We start from the raw sequence: 21831 nt of genomic DNA, 5'->3' as shown, positions 1-21831 counted from the left end.
AGAATGTATAGCACAGAATTTTGAGTGTATTTTAAGGAGAAGTAAAAATTGCAGGGCGGTGCCTGCAATTTTATTGCTCTGAATAGAGTGATTACTCACTCAAACTTGGTGGGAAACAAACACCAGTGCCACCCAAACCACAGTAGCCTTGAGGGTTTTTAGCTAGGTATTGCTGGTGGTAAGTTTCAGCAAAGTAATACGGACCTGCTGGAAGAATTTCGGTGGTGATTTGTGCCTTCTCTTGCTGTGAAAGAAGTGCCTGATATTCTACTTTACTCTGTTCAGCGATAGACTTTTGCTCTTCATCGTACACATAGAGTGCTGAACGGTATTGAGTGCCTAAGTCTCCGCCTTGGCGCATACCTTGAGTTGGGTCATGACGCTCCCAGAAATGGTTAAGTAACTGTTTTAGTGACAGAACACTAGGGTTGTAAATTACGCGGACGACTTCAGTGTGGCCTGTGTGACCTGTGCAGACTTCTTCATAGGTTGGGTTTGGAGTGAAACCTCCTGAATAGCCCACGGAAGTCGAAACGACACCGTCTAGTCCCCAAAACAGGCGTTCAGCGCCCCAAAAGCAGCCCATACCAATTAAGATTTGCTCTTCACCGTTTTTTGGCGCTGCGCTCAGGCTTGATTGATTGACAAAGTGAGTGTCTTCGATAGCCATTGGAGTATCACGTCCAGGCAGTGCGGAGTCTGCCGTAACCAAAGTTTGTTTATCTAACATGGAACTTCCTTTGTTTTAAAAGCTGGGTTTGAAAATACAGGCTTGCGATGATTATTTTTTTAATTAATAGCTATAGACCTGATAATTGACTGATTTCGTACAGACTATTATGAGCATTGGCGTTATGATTTCACTAACGCTCAACAATAAGCCTAGTATAACGACGCCATAATTAAGCATGAGACGAAAATCATTACCAGTGCTATTCGCCGCTTTACTCTTTTCTGCTGCTTCTTTCGCCAAGGTTAGCTTGGAGATTGATGGCTTAGAAAAAGAGCTAAAAGATAACGTCGATGCTTATCTCTCTTCGATTCCCGAATCTGATTATTCCACTCAGTTACGCTTTCAATCGCGTTTGCAAAAAAATATCGTTGAAGCACTCAATGCACTTGGCTATTACCACCCGCAAATCGATTTTGAAGTGAAAGAGTCCGGAGAAGTGCTGGCTGTTCATGTCGATGCTGGAGAAGTGACACGATTAGAGCTGGTTGATATTGTGATCACAGGTGAAGCTGAAAATGACCCCGATTTTATCCGAGTGATTAGTCAAAGTGGTCTGAAGCAGGGGGAGCCGCTCAATCACGGTCAATACGACAGCTTAAAATCGTCGTTACGCAACCTTGCTCTGCAAAAAGGTTATTTTAACGGTACGTATATAACTAGCCGCCTTGAAGTAGCACCAGAACTTAATCAAGCCTTTGTGCGACTTCATTACGACAGTGGGATTCGATATCAATTTGGTGCGACGAGCGTAGAAGGAAGTCAAATCGATCAGAATCGTGTTGCTTCGTTACAGCCATACAAAGAGGGTGACCCATATTTGGTGTCTAAAGTCGGCGAACATAACCAGAACCTATCGAGTACTGACTGGTTTTCTTCAGTATTTGTCGAGCCTGACTTAAACAACTTGGACGGTGGTCGAGATCTGCCGATGAAAGTCTCTGTGGCACCACAGGCGCGCAATAAATTTGAAACGGGTATTGGTTACTCCACAGACGTTGGTCCTCGAGGCACGTTAAAATGGAAGAAGCCTTGGATTAACTCGCGCGGGCACAGCTTCGACAGCAGCTTTTCTATTTCAGAACCTGAGCAGTACATAACAGCCGGCTATAAAATCCCGTTGGAAGATGTTCTACATGAGTATTACCGAGTTCAGTATGGCTTGAAGAAAGTCGATAACCGCGATACGCAAAGTCTGGAGTCCAATTTATCTGTAGAAAGACATTGGTTAGTGGACAGTGGTTGGCACCGAACAATGTTTGTTCGTTATCTTATCGAAAGCTATGAACAAGGTGTGTTGGATGATGTTGGCCAATTCGTGTTGCCCGGTTTTACCTTTAGTCGCACCAGAGCTCGCAACAGCGGTTCACTGATTACTTGGGGTGATAAGCAAACCGTTACGATAGAATATGGTTCAGACTCGTTTGTGTCAGAAACCAATGTGGTACGGGTTTTAGCTGGTACGTCTTGGATTCGTACCGCTGGTGAAAATCATCGAGGCGTATTCCGAATGGGAGGGGGGGCTAACTTTGTCGAGGACTTCGATAAACTGCCGCCTTCTTTACGTTTCTTCGCTGGTGGTGACAATAACTTACGTGGTTATGAATATGAGTCGATTTCACCTCGGGATTCCAGTGGTGCATTGGCGGGTGCGAAATATATGGCAACCAGCTCGGTGGAATATCAATACCGTCTAACCGGAAACTGGTGGGGAGCGGTATTCGTCGATGGTGGTGATGCGTTTGATTACACGCCCAGATGGAAAACGGGTACCGGTTTTGGTGTCCGCTGGGTATCACCTGTGGGTCCGCTTCGTCTCGATTTCGCTTGGGGGCTGGAGTCTGATCCCGGTGAGCGTTTCCGAATTCACTTCTCATTAGGGCCAGAGCTATGATTAAGCTGGCTTTGAAATGGAGCAAATGGATTTCTCTGGGGGTGATAGCACTGCTGGTCGTCTTAGTGCTGTCTGTTGCCGGGCTTTTGTTTACCAATACAGGGCTTAATTTTGCCTTGTGGGGTGTGAATCAATTTGTTCCACAGCTCGAAGTCAAATCAACCCAAGGATCTTTGTTCTCAAGATTCACTTTAAATGAAGTGAGCTTTGTTGATCCTTCTTTGAATGTTGATATGCAGTTGCAAAGTGCAACTTTGGCGATCAATGGCAACTGCTTTTTAGAGCCTTCAGTTTGTATTAATGACATTAGTCTTTCGGGGCTGAAGTTCTCATTACCGTCTCTTCCAGACACGACAACCACTACAGATGAACCAAGTTCAGAGCCACTGACAAGTATTACGACACCAGTGCCTATTCGTCTCAATCGTCTAACGCTAAATGACATTGATCTCGATATCTTAGGTCATCGTGTGGTTTGGCAGCATTTCTCTACTCAAGCTTCGTTTCAAGGCAACAACCTCACCATAGGGAAAACCTTGTGGAACAAGATTGAAGTCACGTTGGCGCAAAGCCAAGACCAGCCTCAGGCTGAAAACGCTGAACCCCAACCAAAAGCAGAGCCTACAGCTCAAAGTGAACCTCAGGCGATAGCGTTACCGGATGTATTAATTCCGCTGAGAATTAATTTAGCGCGGTTAGACATCAATGACTTCAAGCTTCACCAAGAAACACCTGTGGTGGTGAATCATCTCGGTCTCAAAGCTACGGCTTATCAATACGATGTGTCGGTTGATACGCTGGAACTCGACACCCCAGAAGTGGATGCTCAGCTAAAAACCAAAGTAAAGCTCAAAGATAACTATCCTCTGTCGTTAGATTTGACCTCGAAAGTCAAGTTGGCTGAAGCCAAGGGGCAAGCGCTTAGTTTGAATGCATCAGGCAGTGTGGCGGATTTAAGTGTACAAGCTGAACTGACCGATCTGGCAAAAGCCAGTATTAAAGCAAAATTGCAGCCGCTTGATCCTCAATTGCCGTTTGATATCGACATAAAAGATCTGCACGGACAATGGCCGCTGGTTGGCAAAGGGGATTACTTTATTGATGCTTCCCATTTCTATGGTAAAGGTTCGCTAGAGCACTATCAGCTTGGCCTAGTCGGGCAACTGAAAGGGAAAGATCTGCCAGATGTTGGTATTGACACCAAAGGTGAGGGGAATCTAAGTGAAATCGCCTTAAGTGATATACAGATTGATACACTCGGCGGACGTATTCTCGGAGAGATAAAAGCCAATTGGAACGAGCCGATTAACTGGCAAGCAAAGCTGGACATGAATCTAATTCAGCCCGGTCTGCAATGGCCAGAAGCGGAAGGTATTGTCAGTGGTGAAATCGAAACTTCGGGCGAATTGACTAGCCAAGGCGGTTGGATAGTGAAAGTGCCGCAACTCTCCGTCAATGGTTTAGTGCGTGATTATCCGTTGCATTTAAATGGTCAGATTGATGCTTCAGATATTTCAGGTAAAGGGCGATATGAGGTTACTACGCAGGGAATCAATCTTGCCCATGGTCCAAATAAGGTCACGGCTAAGGGTAAGCTAGATAAAGAGTGGCGAATGTCTTTGTCACTTAATTTGCCGGATTTGTCTAAAAGCGTGCCGGATCTTAAAGGCAAAGTGATTGGTGATGTATTACTGCGTGGTGCAATGAGCGAGCCGCAAATCAAACTCTCTTTGGATGCAGACTCTATCGCTTGGCAGCAAGACGCCAAGGTGAAGCACGTTACTTTAACGGGCAGTGTGACGCCATTGCCTAAGCCGCAAGCTGACTTACGCCTAAAGGTGACTCTGGCGTCTTATCAAGATCAATTAATCAATTCCGTTGTGATGCGTTTTAGCGGTGAGCAGAAAGAGCATGAACTCACTCTGGACGTTCAATCTGACATTGTATCGACCAGTTTAAACATTCAAGGCGGTCTTAAAGATAAGCCATCATTGTTGTGGGATGGTCAGTTAAACCGTATGACGCTGGAAACTGAGCAAGGTGTCTGGGCATTGGATAAACCGATGAGCATTAATGTGGATGTTGATAAACAAAACGCCACTCTTGCTGCTCACTGCTGGACTCAGTCTGGCTCGTCGGTATGTCTCGACAAGCCTTCCACCGTGGGTGAAAGCGGTGAAGTTCAGCTTTCTGTAAATCAGTTTGATTTCTCTCAAGTGAAAGCATTCATGCCGCCAGATACCAATATCGATGGCGAGGCGAATGCAAAAGTCTGGGCGAAATGGCAAGCTAACCACCCCCCTCAGGCTAAGCTAGAATTGAATTTACCTAAGGGCTCTGTAAGACAAAATCTAGAACAGCCGTTAACTGTGGGGTGGGATAAAGTCTCTCTGCAAGCCTCTCTCATTCGTAATCGTCTGCAAGCTTATTGGAATGTCGATATGACGGACAATGGCGACTTGTCTGGGAAAGTTATCATTGCAGACGTCACCAAAGAAAACAAACGCATGGAAGGGGATCTTAAGCTATCCACGTTTAACTTAGATTTTCTTGCACCTTTGGTGGGTGAATACAGCTCTCTGAAATCGAATATTGAATCTGACCTCAAGTTTAAAGGCGACATGCTTCATCCTCAGGTGGATGGTGTGGTCAGCGTTAATGGTATTCAGGTGAAAGGGGATATCTCTCCGGTAGAAGTTGAATCAGGTCTCGTCACTTTGACTTTCAAAGGTTATCAGGCAAGTTTAAATGCCAATGTGCTGACACAAGATGGTGAACTTGAGATCACAGGGGATGCAGACTGGCAAAACATCGATGATTGGAGAGTGAATAGCCACGTATTTGCCAAATCATTGCTGGTGGATTTACCACCGATAGTCAAAGTTAAAGTTGTACCAGATCTGACACTGAACATGCAGCCAAAGTTGGCTAAAGTTACTGGAAATATTGCGTTGCCTTGGGGACGCATAGTTGTCGAAGAATTACCACCAAGTGCGGTGAGTGTATCAAAAGATCAGGTATTACTGAATGAGGACTTAACGCCAGTAAGTGAACAGAATACGCTGCCGTTTGATATTGAAACGGAAGTGTCGATTACTATTGGCGACGACTTCAAGCTAGAGGCGTTTGGTCTGGAAGGCGATTTGGTTGGCCGTGTCAACGTTGTTCAAAAGGACAAAGGACCACTGGTTAACGGTGAGATCAATATCCAGAACGGTAAATATCGCTCCTTTGGACAGGATCTGGTTATTCAAGAAGGGAAGATTTTAATGAATGGCCCTGTTGATCAACCTTATCTGTCGATCAAAGCGATTCGTAATCCTGAGAATACACAAGATGAAGTTATTGCTGGCGTACAGGTGACCGGCCCTGCGAACGAGCCTCTTGTTTCGATATTCTCAGAACCGAGCATGCCTCAAGCAAATGCTCTGTCATACTTACTGCGCGGGCAAGATATCGACAGTGAAACAAGTGGTGATGCCATGACCACCACATTGATAGGCTTGAGCCTTGCGAAAAGCGGTAAAGTAGTGAGTGAAATCGGAAGTGCTTTTGGTGTACAAGACTTGAAGCTGGACACCGCTGGATCCGGTGATGAATCTCAGGTGACGGTGAGTGGTTACATTCGTCCGGGGCTGCAAGTAAAATACGGCGTAGGTATTTTTAACTCGGTAGGGGAGTTTACAGTCCGCTATCGTTTAATGACAGATTTGTATGTGGAAGCGGTATCTGGCTTAGATAGTGCGGTTGATCTGCTGTATCAATTTGAATTGAATTGAATTGAATTGAATTGAGGCTGTTATACCCATTAGTCTTACGCTGACTCGGGTGTATATCTTAAGGAGAAGTAAGTGCAACATTTAGTTTTTGTTTATGGCACTTTACGCCAAGGAGAAAGCAATCATAGCTTTTTGGAAAGTAGTCAATTGCTGGGGCAATACGTTACCAAGCCAGAGTATGCACTTTATGACTTAGGACCTTATCCAGGTTTAATCGAGGGGCACCATACTATTTCTGGAGAAGTGTATTTGGTGGATGAAGAGACGTTGGCTAAGTTGGATATTTTGGAAGACGTTCCAGTGGAGTATCGCCGAGATACTATAGAAACTCCTTTTGGCACCGCATGGATATACATTTACCAAGAAGTAACGTCACAAGAAGCTCTCATTGATTCTGGAGACTGGTGTCAACGAGTGTAAGCTCCTTCACCTTTGGCGATATTTACTTCAGCCATGTTTTAGCCCAAAAAAAAGCCAGCGAAATGCTGGCTTTTCCATTTGTTCGGTACGCTTATTTTTGCTGTGCGCGTTCGTATGAAGTTTTGATCTCTTCACGAGCTGCAGCTGCGTCTTCCCAACCTTCAACTTTCACCCATTTGCCAGCTTCAAGGTCTTTGTAACGCTCGAAGAAGTGCGTGATTTGTGCTTTTAGAAGCTCTGGAATGTCGTTCACATCTTGAATGTGGTTGTATTCTTTAGAAAGTTTCTCGTGTGGTACAGCGATAACTTTCGCATCTTCACCAGACTCATCGCTCATTTTTAGTACGCCAACTGGGCGGCAGCGAATTACTGAACCAGGCATTAGAGGGAATGGCGTTGGTACTAATACGTCTACTGGGTCACCATCTAAAGATAGAGTGTGGTTCACGTAACCGTAGTTACATGGGTAGAACATAGGAGCAGACATGAAACGGTCTACGAATACAGCGCCAGAATCTTTGTCTACTTCGTATTTGATTGGGTCTGCGTTAGCTGGAATTTCGATGATAACGTAGATATCGTCTGGAAGAGATTTGCCTGCTGGCACATTGTTTAAGCTCATTAAAGGTTTCCTTTTCGTTAGCCGGACTTCAAGAATCAAGACTTATTGTTATACATGTTATGTGTGGGCATCAAAGGGCCGCGACATAGCAAAGGCTAGAGTTTACCCGTAAATGAGTCGATCCCCAAGCAAACCTAAGTCTAATTGATGCAATTGTAGGTCAAAAAATGCGTAATTGATTGATGAAAGAGAGATAAAAAAAGCGCCTTTGTAAGGCGCTTTCTCGTCAGTCAGTTATAACTGTTCATAAGAAGAGTTCTTAGTCTGGGTAGTTCTCTAAGAACTCTTCGACTTTGTCGACCATGGTTGGGCTACCAACAAAGAAAGGCACACGTTGGTGCAGTTCGGTTGGTTTGATATCAAGAATACGATTCTTACCATCAGAGGCGATGCCGCCAGCCTGTTCCATCAAAAATGCCATTGGGTTGCACTCGTACAGAAGACGTAACTTGCCATTTGGATGGCTCTCTGTGCTCGGGTACATATAGATGCCGCCTTTCAGCAGATTGCGGTGGAAGTCAGCAACCAAAGAGCCTATATAACGTGATGTATAAGGACGATTATCTTCAGGTACATTCTCTTGGCAGAATTTTATGTATTTCTTCACGCCAGTCGGGAAGCGGATGTAGTTACCCTCGTTAATCGAGTAAATCTTACCGCTTTCTGGAATACGCATGTTTTCATGCGATAAACAGAAAGAACCAATTGAAGGGTCATAGGTAAAGCCATTGACACCGTTACCTGTGGTGTAAACCAACATGGTCGAAGAGCCGTAAATCACATAACCTGCGGCAACTTGTTTGTGGCCCGGTTGTAAGAAGTCTTCTGCTGTCGGTGGAGCACCGACCGGAGAAATACGACGATAAATGGAGAAAATTGTACCAACGGAAACGTTCACATCAATGTTTGACGAGCCATCAAGCGGATCCATCAAGACAACGTATTTCGCATTTTTGTTGAGGTCTTTATTAAAGGCTACAGCTTCATCTTCCTCTTCACTGGCTACGCCACAAACTTGGTCACGCGCTTCAAGCGCGGCTTTAAATTTGTCGTTGGCATAAACATCCAGTTTTTGCTGCTCTTCACCTTGAACATTATCCTGACCAGATGCACCTGTGATATCAGCAAGGCCAGCCTTGTTGATTTCACGGTTTACAATCTTCGCGGCAAGACGAATAGAAGCCAGTAGGGACGATAGTTCACCACTTGCATGGGGAAAGTCGTGTTGTTTCTCAACAATGAACTCACCAAGGGTGCGCATCTCAGACATGTTATTTCCTTAACACTATATTTTCGGGGGGATTTTTTAGTGGGGCTGTGAGGTGTTCTCTGTTGGAACCTTTTTTGACACGCGCGCCCGCAAAGAGTTTAGGTCTTTTATCTTTTTACGGGTACTGAACTAACTGCTTGATATCTCATTTTTTATGTCGACTTATTACAAATTACATTGCTCTGATCTTCGATGCTCGCTTTTACGATGCGAATGAGGATAATGGGAGCCAATACACTAAAGCGTGAAGAGATTAAGCTCTATGCATATTCATATCTTAGGAATTTGTGGCACATTCATGGGTGGCGTTGCGATGTTGGCTCGTCAGTTAGGTCATAAAGTTACCGGTAGCGATGCCAATGTTTATCCGCCAATGAGCACCATGCTTGAGTCGCAAGGGATCGAAATTATTGAAGGTTTTGATACTGCCCAGTTTGAGCCTAAGCCTGACTTGGTGGTGATTGGTAACGCGATGAGTCGTGGCAATCCGTGTGTTGAATATGTGTTGAACAACAATTTGCGTTATGTTTCAGGACCGCAGTGGCTACAAGAGTTTCTTTTGCATGACCGTTGGGTACTGGCTGTTTCAGGAACACACGGAAAAACGACCACGTCTAGCATGCTGACATGGGTGCTTGAGCACTGTGGCTACCAACCGGGTTTTTTGGTTGGCGGAGTACTGGGTAATTTCGGTATTTCAGCGCGTTTGGGCGAAAGCATATTTTTTGTCGTGGAAGCTGATGAATATGACAGTGCTTTTTTCGATAAGCGTTCTAAGTTTGTTCATTACCATCCTAGAACATTGGTGATGAATAATTTGGAGTTCGATCATGCAGATATCTTCGACAATCTTGAAGCGATCAAGCGTCAATTCCATCATTTAGTCAGAACTGTGCCGGGCAACGGTCGTATCTTCGCACCAATGCAAGATGAAGCATTACAAGATGTTTTACAGCGTGGTTGTTGGAGTGAAACTGAGTTCAGTGGTGACAATGCTGACTGGCAAGCAGAAAAAATCACTAAAGATGGCTCTCAATTCCATATTGTGTTTAAAAATACACGAGTTGGTACAGTTAAGTGGGATTTAGTGGGCGATCACAACGTCAGCAATGCTCTGATGGCTGTCGCTGCGGCACGTCATGTGGGTGTGACGCCTGATCTGGCTTGTGAAGCCTTGGGGTCTTTTGTTAACACCAAACGCCGTCTAGAGCTAAAAGGCGAAGAAGCCGGTGTTACTGTGTACGACGATTTTGCTCACCACCCAACGGCGATAGAACTGACCTTGGACGGCCTACGTAATAAAGTGGGTGATAAGAAGATCATCGCGGTATTGGAACCTCGTTCAGCGACAATGAAGCTGGGTGTGCATAAAGAAACCTTGGCTCAGTCACTTCATGCGGCAGATTCGGTTTATTTGTTCCAGCCAGCCACGATTCCTTGGTCTGTTCAGGATGTGGCTGAGCAGTGTGCACAACCGGCTAAGGTCAGCGATAATATTGATGAATTCGTTGCAATGATCTGTTCTGAAGCGCAAGCCAGCGATCAGATTCTGGTGATGAGTAACGGTGGCTTTAATGGTATTCACGATAAGTTACTCACAGCACTCAAAGCTAAACAGTAGAATATGAGAACAATATGAACCAAAGCAAAGCGATTACCTTAGCGTGGACGGGGGCATCTGGTGCGCCATATGGACTGCGTCTGCTGCAATGTCTGCTCGCAGCGGATTACACCGTGTATCTATTGATCTCGTCAGCGGCTCGCGTGGTGTTAGCGACAGAGCATGATCTTAAGCTCCCAAGTGGTCCTGATGCAGCGAAAGCGGCACTAGTCGAACATCTTCAGTGCGATGCTGAGAAGTTGATTGTTTGTGGCAAGGAAGATTGGTTCTCTCCTGTCGCGTCAGGCTCTGCGGCACCAAAACAGATGATCGTTTGTCCTTGTTCTACAGGTAGTGTGGCCGCTATTGCTCACGGTATGTCTGACAATCTTATTGAGCGTGCTGCGGACGTGGTGATGAAAGAACGTGGTCAGCTTCTGCTGGTGGTGCGAGAAACGCCATTTTCTACCTTGCATCTGGAGAACATGCATAAGCTTTCGCAAATGGGCGTCACGATTATGCCTGCTGCTCCGGGTTTCTATCATCAGCCTAAATCGATTGATGATCTGGTTGATTTTATGGTCGCTCGTATATTGGATCATCTGGGCATTGAGCAAACTCTTGTACCGCGCTGGGGGTATGATCAACGTAGTTAACGTAGATACTCAAACTACTTGGAGTTGCAGGTAGGCGGCAAGTAAGTGAATTCCCATGAACATAGATAAACTATGTGATTGGGGTGAACGAACGCAGCCAACACCGCTGCAGCTTCAAGTAGAAAGAGTATAAGTAGCATCTATTTTCGTTTACATTTACAATCCACTTTACTCACGGGGGGCTAACCATTCACCAGATGAATGGCGCTGAGATCAAGCAGAGCTTGGGACCCGCAGTCCATTATTATTTCAATAGTGGTATTTACCTGAACCAGATAATGCTGGCGTAGGAATTGAGTTGGGAATGTGATAATCAAACATCTGATTATTCCTGTCCTCCCTCAAGCCTGTCAGCTCTGAGGAGAGCGAGCCTTGAACACCAAATTTTCTGCCATTGCTTTGGCAACTTTATCTTTTATTGCAACATCATCTAGTACAGCTTTCGCTGCCGATAACACCCTAACTGTCTATACCTATGACTCATTTGCTGCTGAGTGGGGGCCTGGTCCTGCTATTGAAAAAGCATTTGAAGCACAATGTGGCTGTGATTTGAATTTTGTCGCTCTGGATGACGGCGTGTCTATTTTAAACCGTCTACGTCTAGAAGGTGATAAAACCAAAGCGGATATCGTACTAGGTTTAGATAACAATCTTATGGTCGAAGCAAAACAAACCGGTTTGTTAGCACCACATGCAGTAGATACAACATCACTTCAAGTGCCGAACGGCTGGAGCGATGATACTTTCGTTCCTTACGACTATGGCTACTTTGCTTTTGTTTACAACAAAGAAAAATTGGCCAATCCACCGAAAAGCCTAAAAGAACTGGTTGAAAGCCGTGATGATCTGAAAGTGATTTATCAAGACCCACGTACTTCGACACCGGGTCAAGGCCTGTTGCTTTGGATGAAGTCTGTTTATGGCGACAACGCAACAGAAGCATGGAAGAGCTTAGCGAAGAAAACGGTTACAGTGACTAAAGGTTGGTCTGAGTCTTATTCTATGTTCTTGAAAGGCGAGTCGGACTTAGTTCTTTCCTACACTACTTCTCCTGCATACCACCTGATTGCTGAAAATGATGCTCGCTTTGCAACGGCAGACTTCTCTGAAGGCCATTATATGCAAGTTGAAGTGGCTGCGAAGGTGAAAACCAGCCAGCATCAAAAACTCGCTGATGAGTTTATGAACTTTATTCTAAGCAATGATTTTCAGTCTGTGATTCCAACGGGAAACTGGATGTATCCGGTGACAAACACGGAACTGCCAGAAGGGTTTGATTCACTTTCAGTACCGCAAAAATCGTTAACTTTCACCGCAGACGAAGTGGCAAAAGAGCGTAAAGCTTGGGTTCGTGAATGGCAAAACGCCTTAACTTTTTAACGTCTAAGGTTTAAGCGAGTTTGAACTCTGTACCTAAAATAGGCATTGGGGTCGCGATACTGGTCGCGACCTTTGTCATTTCTGCATTGTGCGCGTTACTTCTTCATGCACCTAGCCTGAACTTCGCTCAGGTCTGGCAGGATCCGTATTATCGCCACGTCACTCAGTTTAGCTTTTATCAAGCCAGCCTATCGATGTTGCTCAGTGTCGGCTTCGCGGTTCCGGTTGCCCATGCGCTATACAGACGGCGATTCTGGGGGAGAAGCCTGCTGATCAAACTGTTTGCCACAACACTGGTGCTTCCAGTGCTGGTGGGTGTGTTTGGTCTGTTAGCAATATACGGCAACAGTGGATTACTGGCGGAGGTACTGAGTTGGTTTGAACTGAACCTGCCTTTTTCTATCTACGGATTGAACGGCATTTTGCTGGCACATTTTTTCTTTAACCTTCCTTACGCCAGTCGTTTGTTACTGCAAGCATTAGAATCCATTCCAGAAGAGCAGCATAAGTTGTGCGCACATTTGGGGATGAGCCACTGGCATAAATTCCGTTGGGTGGAGTGGCCACGAATTCGTCAGCAATTACCCCATGTTTGTGGTTTGGTTTTTATGCTGTGTTTCACCAGCTTTGCCACTGTGATGGCGCTCGGGGGAGGACCAAAATCGACCACTATTGAACTCGCCATCTACCAAGCGATCAAGTTTGATTTCGACCTGCAAGCCGGTGCTCTATTAGCGCTATGGCAGATCATTCTTTGCAGCGTTTTGTATTTATCGATTCAGAAACTCGCCAAGCCAGTAGCCGTAACTGCGGGTAATGTGGCAACTCACAATGTGGTTAGCAGAGATTCAACCAAGGCGCGCTGTTGGGACGGGTTCTGGATACTGTTCGTTATTCTACTTGTGGTACCGCCGCTCTTTATGGTGGTGATTAGTGGTATTAATGGGCAGGCTTTTACTGTATTGAACGATAGCAAATTCTGGCATGCGTTTTCTGCATCCATACAGGTGGCGGTTCTTGCGTCTTCATTCGCTTTGGTGGCGGGGATTGCTATTCTGATGACAACCCGTTTTTGGCGTATTCGATATCAAACAGCAAAAGCGACCACGCTTGAACTAACCGGAACCATCATTCTTGTTACTCCGGGATTAGTCGTTAGCACTGGGTTATTTTTGTTGCTGCGCAGTTTTACCGATGCGTTCAGTTTTGCATTTTGGGTCGTCGTGGCGGTGAATGCTCTGATGGCTTTGCCTTACGTGTTAAAAACACTGGCTCAGCCCATGCTGCATATTGAGCAACAGTATCAGTTTCTTTGCGCGTCGTTGGGTATTCGCGGCTGGCATCGAATTAGATTAATTGAAGCAAAAGCGTTGAGTAAGCCGATGGCGCATGCGTTTGCAATCAGCTTTTTGCTCTCTATGGGTGATCTCAGCGCTATAGCTTTATTTGGCAGCCAAGATTTCCGAACTTTGCCGCTGTATTTATTCCAGCTACTCGGTAGTTATCAAATGGAGTCTGCTGCGGTGGTGTCACTCACTTTGTTACTTATGAGTGTCGGCTGCTTTGTTGTGATCGAAAAACTCTTTATTGCTCATTCTTCCAGAGGTCGTGAATGTTAGTTTTAGAAAACGTACGCTATGAATATCAAAATGAGTGGTTTGAGTTTTGTTTGACTATCCCTCAAGGCGCGATTGTTTCTTTGATGGGACCAAGTGGCGCAGGCAAATCGACTTTGCTCAGTTTGGTGGCTGGATTCATCGCGCCGAACAGTGGAAACGTGAGTGTTGCAGGCGAGTCACTTTTGGGTAAAGAGCCCTATCAGCGCCCATTCTCAATGTTGTTCCAAGAGCACAACTTGTTTGCCCATTTAACGGTACGAGAAAACATCGCGTTGGGTTTGAAGCCAAGCCTGAAGTTAACCGAACAGCAAAAAGAACAAGTAGATATTGCAGCAAAACAGGTAGGGGTAGAGGAGTTCATGAGTCGTCTGCCTCAAAGTCTTTCTGGTGGTCAGCGTCAAAGAGTGGCTCTTGCTCGATGTTTTGTTCAGTCGCATCACGTATGGCTGCTTGATGAACCGTTTTCAGCGTTGGATCCTCTGCTACGAGAGGAGATGCTAAGCTTAGTCAAACGCTTAGCAACAGAGCGCAACATTACCGTGGTGATGGTGACTCACCATCTGAGTGATGCTAAAGCGATAGCTTCACATTTTGCATTTCTGGCTGAGGGGCAGGTACAAGTGTTTGATGAAGTTGATGCGTTGTCATCTTCGCATCCACATCCATTGCTCAGTGACTTCGTCAGAGCAGGAGAATAATAAAAAGCCTCACACAATAAAAATTGGTGAGGCTTTTTTAATGCAAGAAATCGCGTTACAAAATTGATGCGTCGTTATGTTCTTTCAATACTTGGAAGATTTCACGAGACGCTTTTGGTGGTTTATTCGCTTCTTTCTCTTTCTTCGCTTGGCGAGCAAGTTGACGTAAGCGTTGGCGATCCATTTCTGGATATAAAACCATTGCGTCGTTAATAGCATCATCACCTTGCTCAACGATACGGTCACGCATCTGTTCAAGCTTGTGTAATACCGCTGTATTCTGTGAGTGTTTGTTGCGTAATTTGTCCAGCGCCGCTTGGATTGGCTCAGGATCGATAGTACGCATCATTTTACCGATGTATTGCAGTTGACGACGTCTAGCTTCCATGTTGAAACGTTGCGCATCTTTGATTGCCAGTAGCAAATCTTCAGGCATCGGTATTTTTGATAACTGTGATGATTTCAAACCAACCAGTTCTTCACCGAGCTTTTGCAGCGCAGTCATGTCATTTTTCATTTCGGTTTTACTAACCCAAATGATCTCCTCTTCTTCTTCCCAAGGAGCTTTTTGGTTTTTACGTGCCATTTTCTTCAACTATTGAGGTGTATATGTCAGCTATTTTAGCAAGAATCGTGGGGAGAAAGCGAAATTCTTGTTACTCTATAGCTAAGTAATTATTTCGAAAGCTCAATAGTTGGATGAGATATGGATGTAAAACAGCAAGTCGCTATGCAGCGCACCGAACTTGAAGCCGCAGTTGCGAAAGCGCTAGAGATGGCATCAGCCAGTGCAGATGCCGCTGAAGTTGCCATTACCAAGAGCACTGGCTTAAGTGTTTCTACTCGCATGTGCGAAGTAGAGAATGTTGAATTTAATAGTGATGGAGCTTTAGGTATCACTGTATATCGTGGACAACGTAAAGGCAGCGCCTCAACCTCTGATTTGAGTGAAAAAGCGATTCAGCAAACGGTAATGGCTGCTTTAGATATCGCGAAATACACGTCGGAAGATCCATTCGCTGGACCAGCGCCTAAAGAGCTTATGGTAAAAGAGATCCCTGATTTAGATCTGTTTCACCCAAATGCGATAGATCCAGACAGTGCAGCGAAGATTGCTATAGCCGCTGAACAAGCAGCACTGAATGTTAGCGAGAGAATCAAACAAAGTGATGGTGCAAGTTATGACAGCCATTACGGAGTTAAAGTGTACGGAAACAGTCATGGTCTGCTGGGTAGTTATGCGTCCAGTCGTCACAGCATTAGTTGTTGTGTGATTGGTGAAGGCAAAAATGGTGAGATGGAACGCGACTACAGCTACACCGTGGCTCGTCATTGCGATGATTTGTGGTCTCCAGAAGTCGTAGGTAAAGACGCGGCTGAGAAAACCGTAAGCCGACTCGATGCGCAAAAATTGAAAACTGGCAAGTTGCCTGTGATGTTTGCAGCCGATGTGGCTACGGGACTGCTTGGTCACTTAGTGATGGCCATCAGCGGCGGCAATCTATACCGTAAGTCATCATTCTTACTGGATCACTTAGGTAAACAAATTCTTCCTAGCTGGTTTAACGTTTCAGAACGCCCTCATATTCTGCGAGGCCTTGCGTCGAGTCCGTTTGACAGTGAAGGGGTGAGAACCGTTGATACAGAAATCATCACTGACGGTGTGCTTTCAACTTATCTTCTCACCAGCTACGCGGCGAGAAAAATGGGTATGACACCAACAGGCCATGCTGGTGGCATTCACAACTGCTTTGTGAAATCGACAGGGCAGAATTTCGAGCAAATGCTGAAAGAGCTTGGTACAGGTCTGCTTGTAACAGAAGTCATGGGACAAGGCGTGAATGTTGTCACTGGTGACTATTCTCGCGGTGCGGCGGGTTTTTGGGTTGAAAACGGTGTAATTCAGTATCCGGTATCGGAAATCACTATCGCTGGCAATCTGAAAGATATGTTCAATCAGATTGTGGCTGTCGGTAGCGATGTAGAAACGCGTTCGCAAGTCCAGACGGGTTCTATTTTGCTTGAGTCGATGAAAGTCGCAGGTGAATAAAAATTGAGAGAACAAAAAGCGCTGATGAAATTTCAGCGCTTTTTTATGTTTGTTTTTCAGATAAACAGATCTTTTAGATAAGTAGACTTTTCAGATAAACAGGGTAGCTAAACCTAAAAATACCGATAAGCCAACCACATCGGTAATGGTGGTCAGTGCCATACCACCAGCCAGTGCGGGGTCGATGTTCATTTTCTTCAGTATGACTGGAATCATTACACCTGCGACGCCAGCTACGAACAGATTGGTCATCATGGCTGCTGAGATAATGCCGCCCAACATCCATTCACCTTTCCATGCGACTACTATTGCCCCGATGATCAGCGCCCAAAGGATACCGTTTAGAAATCCGATTGAGGCTTCTTTGAGTAACAACTCGCGTTTGTTGCTGTCACCGATGTGACCTAAAGCTAAGCCACGAATGACCAGTGCGACGGTCTGGTTACCGGCCACACCGCCCATCGACGGCACAATGGTCATCAACACGGCAATCGCCGCCATTTGCTCCAAAGTGGCTTCAAACATGTTTGATACAGAAGCGGCAGCTAATGCCGCTAATACGTTCGCACCAAGCCATATACTGCGTTTACGAGCGGATTGAACAACAGGGGCGAAGGTATCTTCGTCGTCATCCATACCGGCCATACTCATCATCGAGTGCTCTGCATCTTCACGGATAACGTCAACCACGTCATCGATGGTGATACGGCCAACAAGATGTTGGTTTTCATCAACCACAGGAGCTGAGACCCAGTTACGACGTTCGAACAGGCTTGCAACATCTGAGTCTTTGGTATCGACTTTAATCGCTTCGTCTGCATCTTCCATAATATCGCTGACAGACACATCTAATTGAGCGGTGAGCAGCGCTGTTAACGATAGGTGGCCAATCAGACGGCTTTCCGAGTCGATAACATAAAGAGCATCGGTGGCTTCTGGAAGTTCACCTTTCATTCTCAGGTAACGCAATACAACATCGACATCAACATCACCACGGATGGTGATAACGTCGGTGTTCATCAAGCCGCCAGCGGTATCTTCAGGGTAGGACAGCGCTGTTTCTACACGCTGACGATCAGCGGAGTCCATTTGATCGAGAACTTCACGAGAGAGATCGTCAGGTAAGCTACGAAGAACGTAGGCCACATCATCTGTGTCCATGCCTTCGGTTGCTTCTGCCAGTTTCTCTGGCGCCATTTTCGATACGAGGGCATCTTTGACGTCTTCGTTTAGTTCATCAAGAATTTCACCGTAATCTTCAGGATCGGTCAGTTGCCACAGTACGTTACGTGCTTTGCGAGGCGAGGCTTCAAGTAGATGTGCAATGTCTTCTGGTTCCATGTCTTGTAGTTGTCTACGGACATGGACGAAGCGACCATTTTCTAATGCTTCTGTGATTTCTTGGAGGGTGTTATGTGCTTGGTCAAACTCGATTTGCTCGGCCATGGCTTCCTCCTCGTGAATGAATAGTTACAATGCGCAGCATAGTAACTTAATTCTATGCCTTATTTAATAGTAACTTGCTGGCAAAGATTAATTATTTGTCTCTATAACTGAACGCTGACATTGGATAGGGCAATTCTATTCATCGCGCTCATAGAGATGTTTTCACCTATCGATTTTTTGACTAAATATTCCTGAGCATGTCCAGGTAATATTCATTGTGGCGCGCTATTCGTCTTCGTCGAACTTATCTTCAATCAGATGACAAACCGCATCGAGGGCTTGTTCGGCTTGTGAACCTTCGGCTGAAATGGTTACGTTCTGCCCTTGGGCTGATTCCAGCATTAGCAGTCCCATCACACTGTCTGCCGTTGCTTCTTTTCCCTCTTGGCTTTGAATGGTCAAAATGGCATCGAAGGATTGCGCTAACTCCACTAGTTTGACTGCCGCTCGTGCGTGTAAACCAAGGCGATTCTGGATAAGAACAGTACGGCTAGATTGCGGCATAGGGCATCCTCTATGAGTGATTTTTTTCCAGTGAAGTATGGCGAATTTGTACTTGATGACCCAACAGTGAGAAGTATTCTCCCAGTTGTTGCGTCAAATAAACGGATCTGTGTTTACCGCCAGTACAACCAATGGCAATGGTTAGGTAACTGCGGTTATTTTTTTCTAACAGCGGGAGCCAATATTCAAAGAAGTGCTGAATCTGCTGTTTTAGTTCAATCACTTCTTTATGGCTCTCTAAAAAAGATTTAATCGGAGCATCTAACCCTGTTAGCGGGCGAAGCTCAGGCTGCCAATGAGGGTTCGGTAAAAAGCGAACGTCAAACACGTAATCCGCATCACTTGGTAAGCCATATTTAAAGCCAAAAGACTCAAACACCATCACTAGGTCTTTGCGACCTCGGCCTTCGATACGCATTCTGACCGTTTCACTCAGATCGTGCAGCGATTTACCTGTGCTGTCTAACAGTAAATCTGCTTGTTCTTTCAGAGGCTCCAACAAGCGTTTTTCAAGCTCGATGGCTTGTTCTAATGTTGGCTTCTTGTCACTGAGTGAAAGGGGATGGATACGGCGAGTTTCGCTGTAGCGTTTGAGTAGCGTCTCTTTGCTTGCATCGAGAAACAATACGCTCACATCGTTGTTTTGCTTGAGTTGTTGAAGAATATCTTCAACCAATGTCGGTTCTTTTGGCAGGTTTCGAATGTCGATGCTGACGGCAACGTTTTGTTTGCTGCCTTGTACCGACTGAATAAATGAATCCAATAGCACCACTGGTAAGTTATCAACGCAGTAATAACCCAAATCTTCCAGAACTCTTAACGCAACGCTTTTTCCTGCGCCAGATTGACCACTAACAACGATTAAACGCATAAGGCATACCTTAGGGTGGTTATTGAACCATTGGTGGCTGAACCATTATGTTGTACAGCTCTTCGTCGCTTTGAGCATTGCGAAGCTGTTTTAACGTTTGTTTGTCGTTCAAGCGCTCTGCCATGCAAGAAAGGGTTTTCAAATGCTCTTTGCATTGTTCTTCAGGAACAAGCAGTGCAAATAGAAGGTCAACAGGACGGTTATCGATAGAATCAAATTCGATAGGTTCTTCACATTGAAGTAATACCGCAACAGCGTTATCACTTGATGCCATTCGGGCGTGTGGGATGGCTATGCCATTACCAATACCGGTACTGCCCATCTTTTCACGGCTGAGCATGCATTCGAATAGTTCAGTTGCATTTTGTCCGGTGTATTCTGCAGCGATTTCGCTGATGATTTCGAGGGCTCTTTTTTTACTAGAGCATTGAACTGCACTTTTTGTGCAGCTCAATGAAAGTACTTCGCTTAATTGCATGATTAATGGCTACTTAGCTTTTCTTTATGCTTGTTGAGTTGTCTAACGAGTTTATCCACCAGGCCATCTATCGCTGCGTACATATTTTCGTTGTCCGCAGTGGCGTGAATTTCCCCTTGATTTATGTGGAGCGTAGCTTCGGCGATCTGGTGCAATTTTTCAACACGTAAAATCACTTGAATGCTGTTTATATGATCAAAAAAGCGTTCTAGTTTTTCGAATTTGGAGTGAACATAGTCTTGCATTGAATCGGTAAGATCAATGTGATGGCCTTGGATATTGATTTGCATAGACTTTCCTTCTCTGTTTGGCCTTAAAGTAGGCGTTTACGCTGACTAGAGGGGGCTATTCCCAAAGATTCACGGTATTTCGCAATCGTTCGTCTTGCGACCTGAATCCCCTGATCAGCAAGTAGAGCCGCGATCTTACTGTCACTCAACGGTTTTGCTGGGGTTTCCGCAGCAACCAGTTTTTTGATCAGTGCACGAATCGCGGTAGATGAACATTCTCCACCATTGTCAGTGCTGACGTGACTAGAGAAAAAGTACTTCAGTTCAAATATACCTCGTGGGGTATGCATGTATTTCTGTGTCGTAACACGAGAAATGGTTGATTCATGCATCTCCACGGCTAAAGCGACGTCATTTAGGACCATCGGCTTCATGGCTTCTTCGCCATATTCAAAGAAATCACGCTGGTGTTCAACTATGCATTTGGCAACTTTGAGCAAAGTCTCGTTTCGACTTTCTAAGCTTTTGATTAACCATTTAGCCTCTTGCAAATTGGTACGGATATAGTTGCTGTCTGCACTATTGCCGCGACCAAGGTTTGCGTACTGCTGGTTCACTTTCAATTTTGGAACGCTGTCTGGATTAATAGTAACAATCCATTTGCCGTGCTCTTTGTACACAGAAACATCCGGAATGACGTATTCTGCGTGCTCTGAGGCAATGCGGCTACCTGGCCGTGGATCCAACTGTTGAATCAGTTGAAGCACTTCGCGTAAGTCCTCTTCTTTGAGTTTAGTCTCTTTCAATATGAGTTTGTAATCGCGATTACCAAGTTGATCGATATGATTAGCCAATATTTGTTTGGCACTGTCTAACCAAGGAGTATCTTCAGGATAGGTTGCCAATTGCAAGAGTAGGCAATCTTGGAGGTTTAGAGAAGCAACACCGAGCGGATCAAATTGTTGAATACGCTTTCGTACCGCTTCAACTTCGTCTAGTTCAATTTCTTCGCTGTGGAAATTCTCTTGGATATCTTCTAAAGAAACGGTGAGATAACCGTAATCGTCAATCGCATCGATTAACGCAAGAGCAATAGAACGGTCGTTTTCGCTGAAAGGGGTGAGGTCAAGTTGCCACAAAAGATAGTCTTGCAGCGTTTGTGTCGTTTCGCCTTGGTACACTGGCATATCATCATCTAGTGCAATACCTGTACTACCTGTATTGGCGCTGTAAACATCGTCCCAAGTTGTGTCGATTTCTAATTCAGCGCTGATTTCAGATTTTTCAATCAGTTCAGAACTGTCTTGAGGTTCAATCTCTAGGATATCTGCGCTGTTGTCCTTTTCCTCATGACTATTCGTCAAGCTTTCAACTGATGACAGTTCATCTCCAGGCTCTTCAACATCCAATAGAGGATTAGAATCCAACGCTTCTTGGATCTCTTGCTGCAGATCGAGTGTTGACAGTTGCAATAAGCGAATGGCTTGCTGCAACTGTGGTGTCATAGCTAACTGTTGGCCTAACTTAAGCTGTAATGAGGGTTTCATTCAGTAACGACTACCTTGTTGTTAGAATTGCCCATGA

19 protein-coding genes are annotated in these 21831 nt (G+C 45.2%); 9 read left to right on the top strand and 10 right to left on the bottom strand.

The window, feature by feature from the left end; all coding sequences use genetic code 11:
• Window positions 1-91: 91 nt before the first annotated feature.
• Window positions 92-730 carry a peptide-methionine (S)-S-oxide reductase MsrA gene (gene msrA / locus ACRQQK_RS14490; protein WP_457512566.1) on the bottom strand — a complete coding sequence of 213 codons (639 nt, stop codon included), beginning with the start codon at window positions 728-730 and terminating at the stop codon, window positions 92-94.
• A gap of 178 nt (window positions 731-908) precedes the next feature.
• On the opposite strand from msrA, the gene tamA reads away from it, so the two are divergent.
• The 3 genes from tamA to ACRQQK_RS14475 all read left to right on the top strand — a co-directional run bounded on the left by tamA (window position 909) and on the right by ACRQQK_RS14475 (window position 6823).
• Entirely contained in the window at window positions 909-2624 is a 1716-nt protein-coding gene (gene tamA, locus ACRQQK_RS14485; RefSeq protein WP_457512564.1) for an autotransporter assembly complex protein TamA, read from the top strand.
• Entirely contained in the window at window positions 2621-6403 is a 3783-nt protein-coding gene (gene tamB, locus ACRQQK_RS14480) for an autotransporter assembly complex protein TamB (protein ID WP_457512562.1), read from the top strand. Before tamA ends, tamB begins: the two co-directional genes overlap by 4 nt.
• 72 nt (window positions 6404-6475) lie before the next feature.
• The gene (locus tag ACRQQK_RS14475) at window positions 6476-6823 is read left to right on the top strand and encodes a gamma-glutamylcyclotransferase family protein (protein ID WP_042485292.1); all 348 of its coding nucleotides are present in this window, start codon (window positions 6476-6478) and stop codon (window positions 6821-6823) included.
• Between the two features lie 91 nt (window positions 6824-6914).
• Here the strand turns inward: ACRQQK_RS14475 and ppa are convergent, their stop codons facing one another.
• Together ppa and fbp are read right to left on the bottom strand one after the other, a co-directional pair.
• The gene (gene ppa, locus ACRQQK_RS14470; protein WP_457512560.1) at window positions 6915-7445 is read right to left on the bottom strand and encodes an inorganic diphosphatase; all 531 of its coding nucleotides are present in this window, start codon (window positions 7443-7445) and stop codon (window positions 6915-6917) included.
• Between the two features lie 259 nt (window positions 7446-7704).
• Window positions 7705-8715 carry a class 1 fructose-bisphosphatase gene (fbp, locus tag ACRQQK_RS14465; protein WP_042485297.1) on the bottom strand — a complete coding sequence of 337 codons (1011 nt, stop codon included), beginning with the start codon at window positions 8713-8715 and terminating at the stop codon, window positions 7705-7707.
• A 262-nt stretch (window positions 8716-8977) separates the two neighbouring features.
• Between fbp and mpl the strand changes: the two genes are divergently transcribed.
• The 5 genes from mpl to thiQ all read left to right on the top strand — a co-directional run bounded on the left by mpl (window position 8978) and on the right by thiQ (window position 14668).
• Window positions 8978-10336 carry a UDP-N-acetylmuramate:L-alanyl-gamma-D-glutamyl-meso-diaminopimelate ligase gene (mpl, locus tag ACRQQK_RS14460; protein ID WP_457512557.1) on the top strand — a complete coding sequence of 453 codons (1359 nt, stop codon included), beginning with the start codon at window positions 8978-8980 and terminating at the stop codon, window positions 10334-10336.
• A gap of 14 nt (window positions 10337-10350) precedes the next feature.
• Window positions 10351-10971, top strand: a complete 621-nt coding sequence (locus tag ACRQQK_RS14455; protein ID WP_042485303.1) for a flavin prenyltransferase UbiX — start codon at window positions 10351-10353, stop codon at window positions 10969-10971.
• A gap of 372 nt (window positions 10972-11343) precedes the next feature.
• The gene (gene thiB, locus ACRQQK_RS14450; RefSeq protein ID WP_457512555.1) at window positions 11344-12351 is read left to right on the top strand and encodes a thiamine ABC transporter substrate binding subunit; all 1008 of its coding nucleotides are present in this window, start codon (window positions 11344-11346) and stop codon (window positions 12349-12351) included.
• A gap of 20 nt (window positions 12352-12371) precedes the next feature.
• Window positions 12372-13970, top strand: coding sequence for a thiamine/thiamine pyrophosphate ABC transporter permease ThiP (thiP, locus tag ACRQQK_RS14445; protein ID WP_457512553.1), 1599 nt, complete (start codon window positions 12372-12374; stop codon window positions 13968-13970).
• Window positions 13964-14668 (top strand): thiamine ABC transporter ATP-binding protein, encoded by a 705-nt coding sequence (gene thiQ / locus ACRQQK_RS14440; protein WP_457512551.1) that lies wholly within the window; start codon window positions 13964-13966, stop codon window positions 14666-14668. Before thiP ends, thiQ begins: the two co-directional genes overlap by 7 nt.
• 55 nt (window positions 14669-14723) lie before the next feature.
• On the opposite strand, the gene yjgA is transcribed toward thiQ, so the two are convergent.
• Window positions 14724-15254, bottom strand: a complete 531-nt coding sequence (yjgA, locus tag ACRQQK_RS14435) for a ribosome biogenesis factor YjgA (RefSeq protein ID WP_042485309.1) — start codon at window positions 15252-15254, stop codon at window positions 14724-14726.
• Window positions 15255-15374: 120 nt separating this feature from the next.
• Here yjgA and pmbA point away from each other — a divergent pair, with 120 nt between their 5' ends.
• Complete coding sequence (gene pmbA / locus ACRQQK_RS14430; RefSeq protein ID WP_457512548.1) at window positions 15375-16718, top strand: metalloprotease PmbA; 1344 nt, start codon at window positions 15375-15377, stop codon at window positions 16716-16718.
• Window positions 16719-16808: 90 nt separating this feature from the next.
• On the opposite strand, the gene mgtE is transcribed toward pmbA, so the two are convergent.
• From mgtE to ACRQQK_RS14400, 6 genes are all read right to left on the bottom strand, one after another.
• A complete protein-coding gene (gene mgtE, locus ACRQQK_RS14425; RefSeq protein ID WP_457512546.1) occupies window positions 16809-18164 on the bottom strand; it encodes a magnesium transporter in 1356 nt (451 codons plus the stop codon).
• Between the two features lie 225 nt (window positions 18165-18389).
• Window positions 18390-18668, bottom strand: coding sequence for an HPr family phosphocarrier protein (locus ACRQQK_RS14420; RefSeq protein ID WP_042485320.1), 279 nt, complete (start codon window positions 18666-18668; stop codon window positions 18390-18392).
• A 10-nt stretch (window positions 18669-18678) separates the two neighbouring features.
• Window positions 18679-19539 carry an RNase adapter RapZ gene (gene rapZ / locus ACRQQK_RS14415; protein WP_102962900.1) on the bottom strand — a complete coding sequence of 287 codons (861 nt, stop codon included), beginning with the start codon at window positions 19537-19539 and terminating at the stop codon, window positions 18679-18681.
• Between the two features lie 19 nt (window positions 19540-19558).
• Entirely contained in the window at window positions 19559-20017 is a 459-nt protein-coding gene (ptsN, locus tag ACRQQK_RS14410) for a PTS IIA-like nitrogen regulatory protein PtsN (RefSeq protein WP_042485329.1), read from the bottom strand.
• A 2-nt stretch (window positions 20018-20019) separates the two neighbouring features.
• Window positions 20020-20307: a ribosome hibernation promoting factor gene (gene hpf, locus ACRQQK_RS14405; protein WP_457512543.1), complete on the bottom strand. Its 288-nt coding sequence runs from the start codon at window positions 20305-20307 to the stop codon at window positions 20020-20022.
• 23 nt (window positions 20308-20330) lie between these two features.
• Window positions 20331-21794 (bottom strand): RNA polymerase factor sigma-54, encoded by a 1464-nt coding sequence (locus tag ACRQQK_RS14400; protein WP_457512541.1) that lies wholly within the window; start codon window positions 21792-21794, stop codon window positions 20331-20333.
• Window positions 21795-21831: the final 37 nt, after the last annotated feature.

Source organism: Vibrio sp. C8, assembly GCF_054051265.1.
Note: the sequence above shows the minus strand (reverse complement) of the source record. Positions and strands in the feature narration are given on the sequence as shown.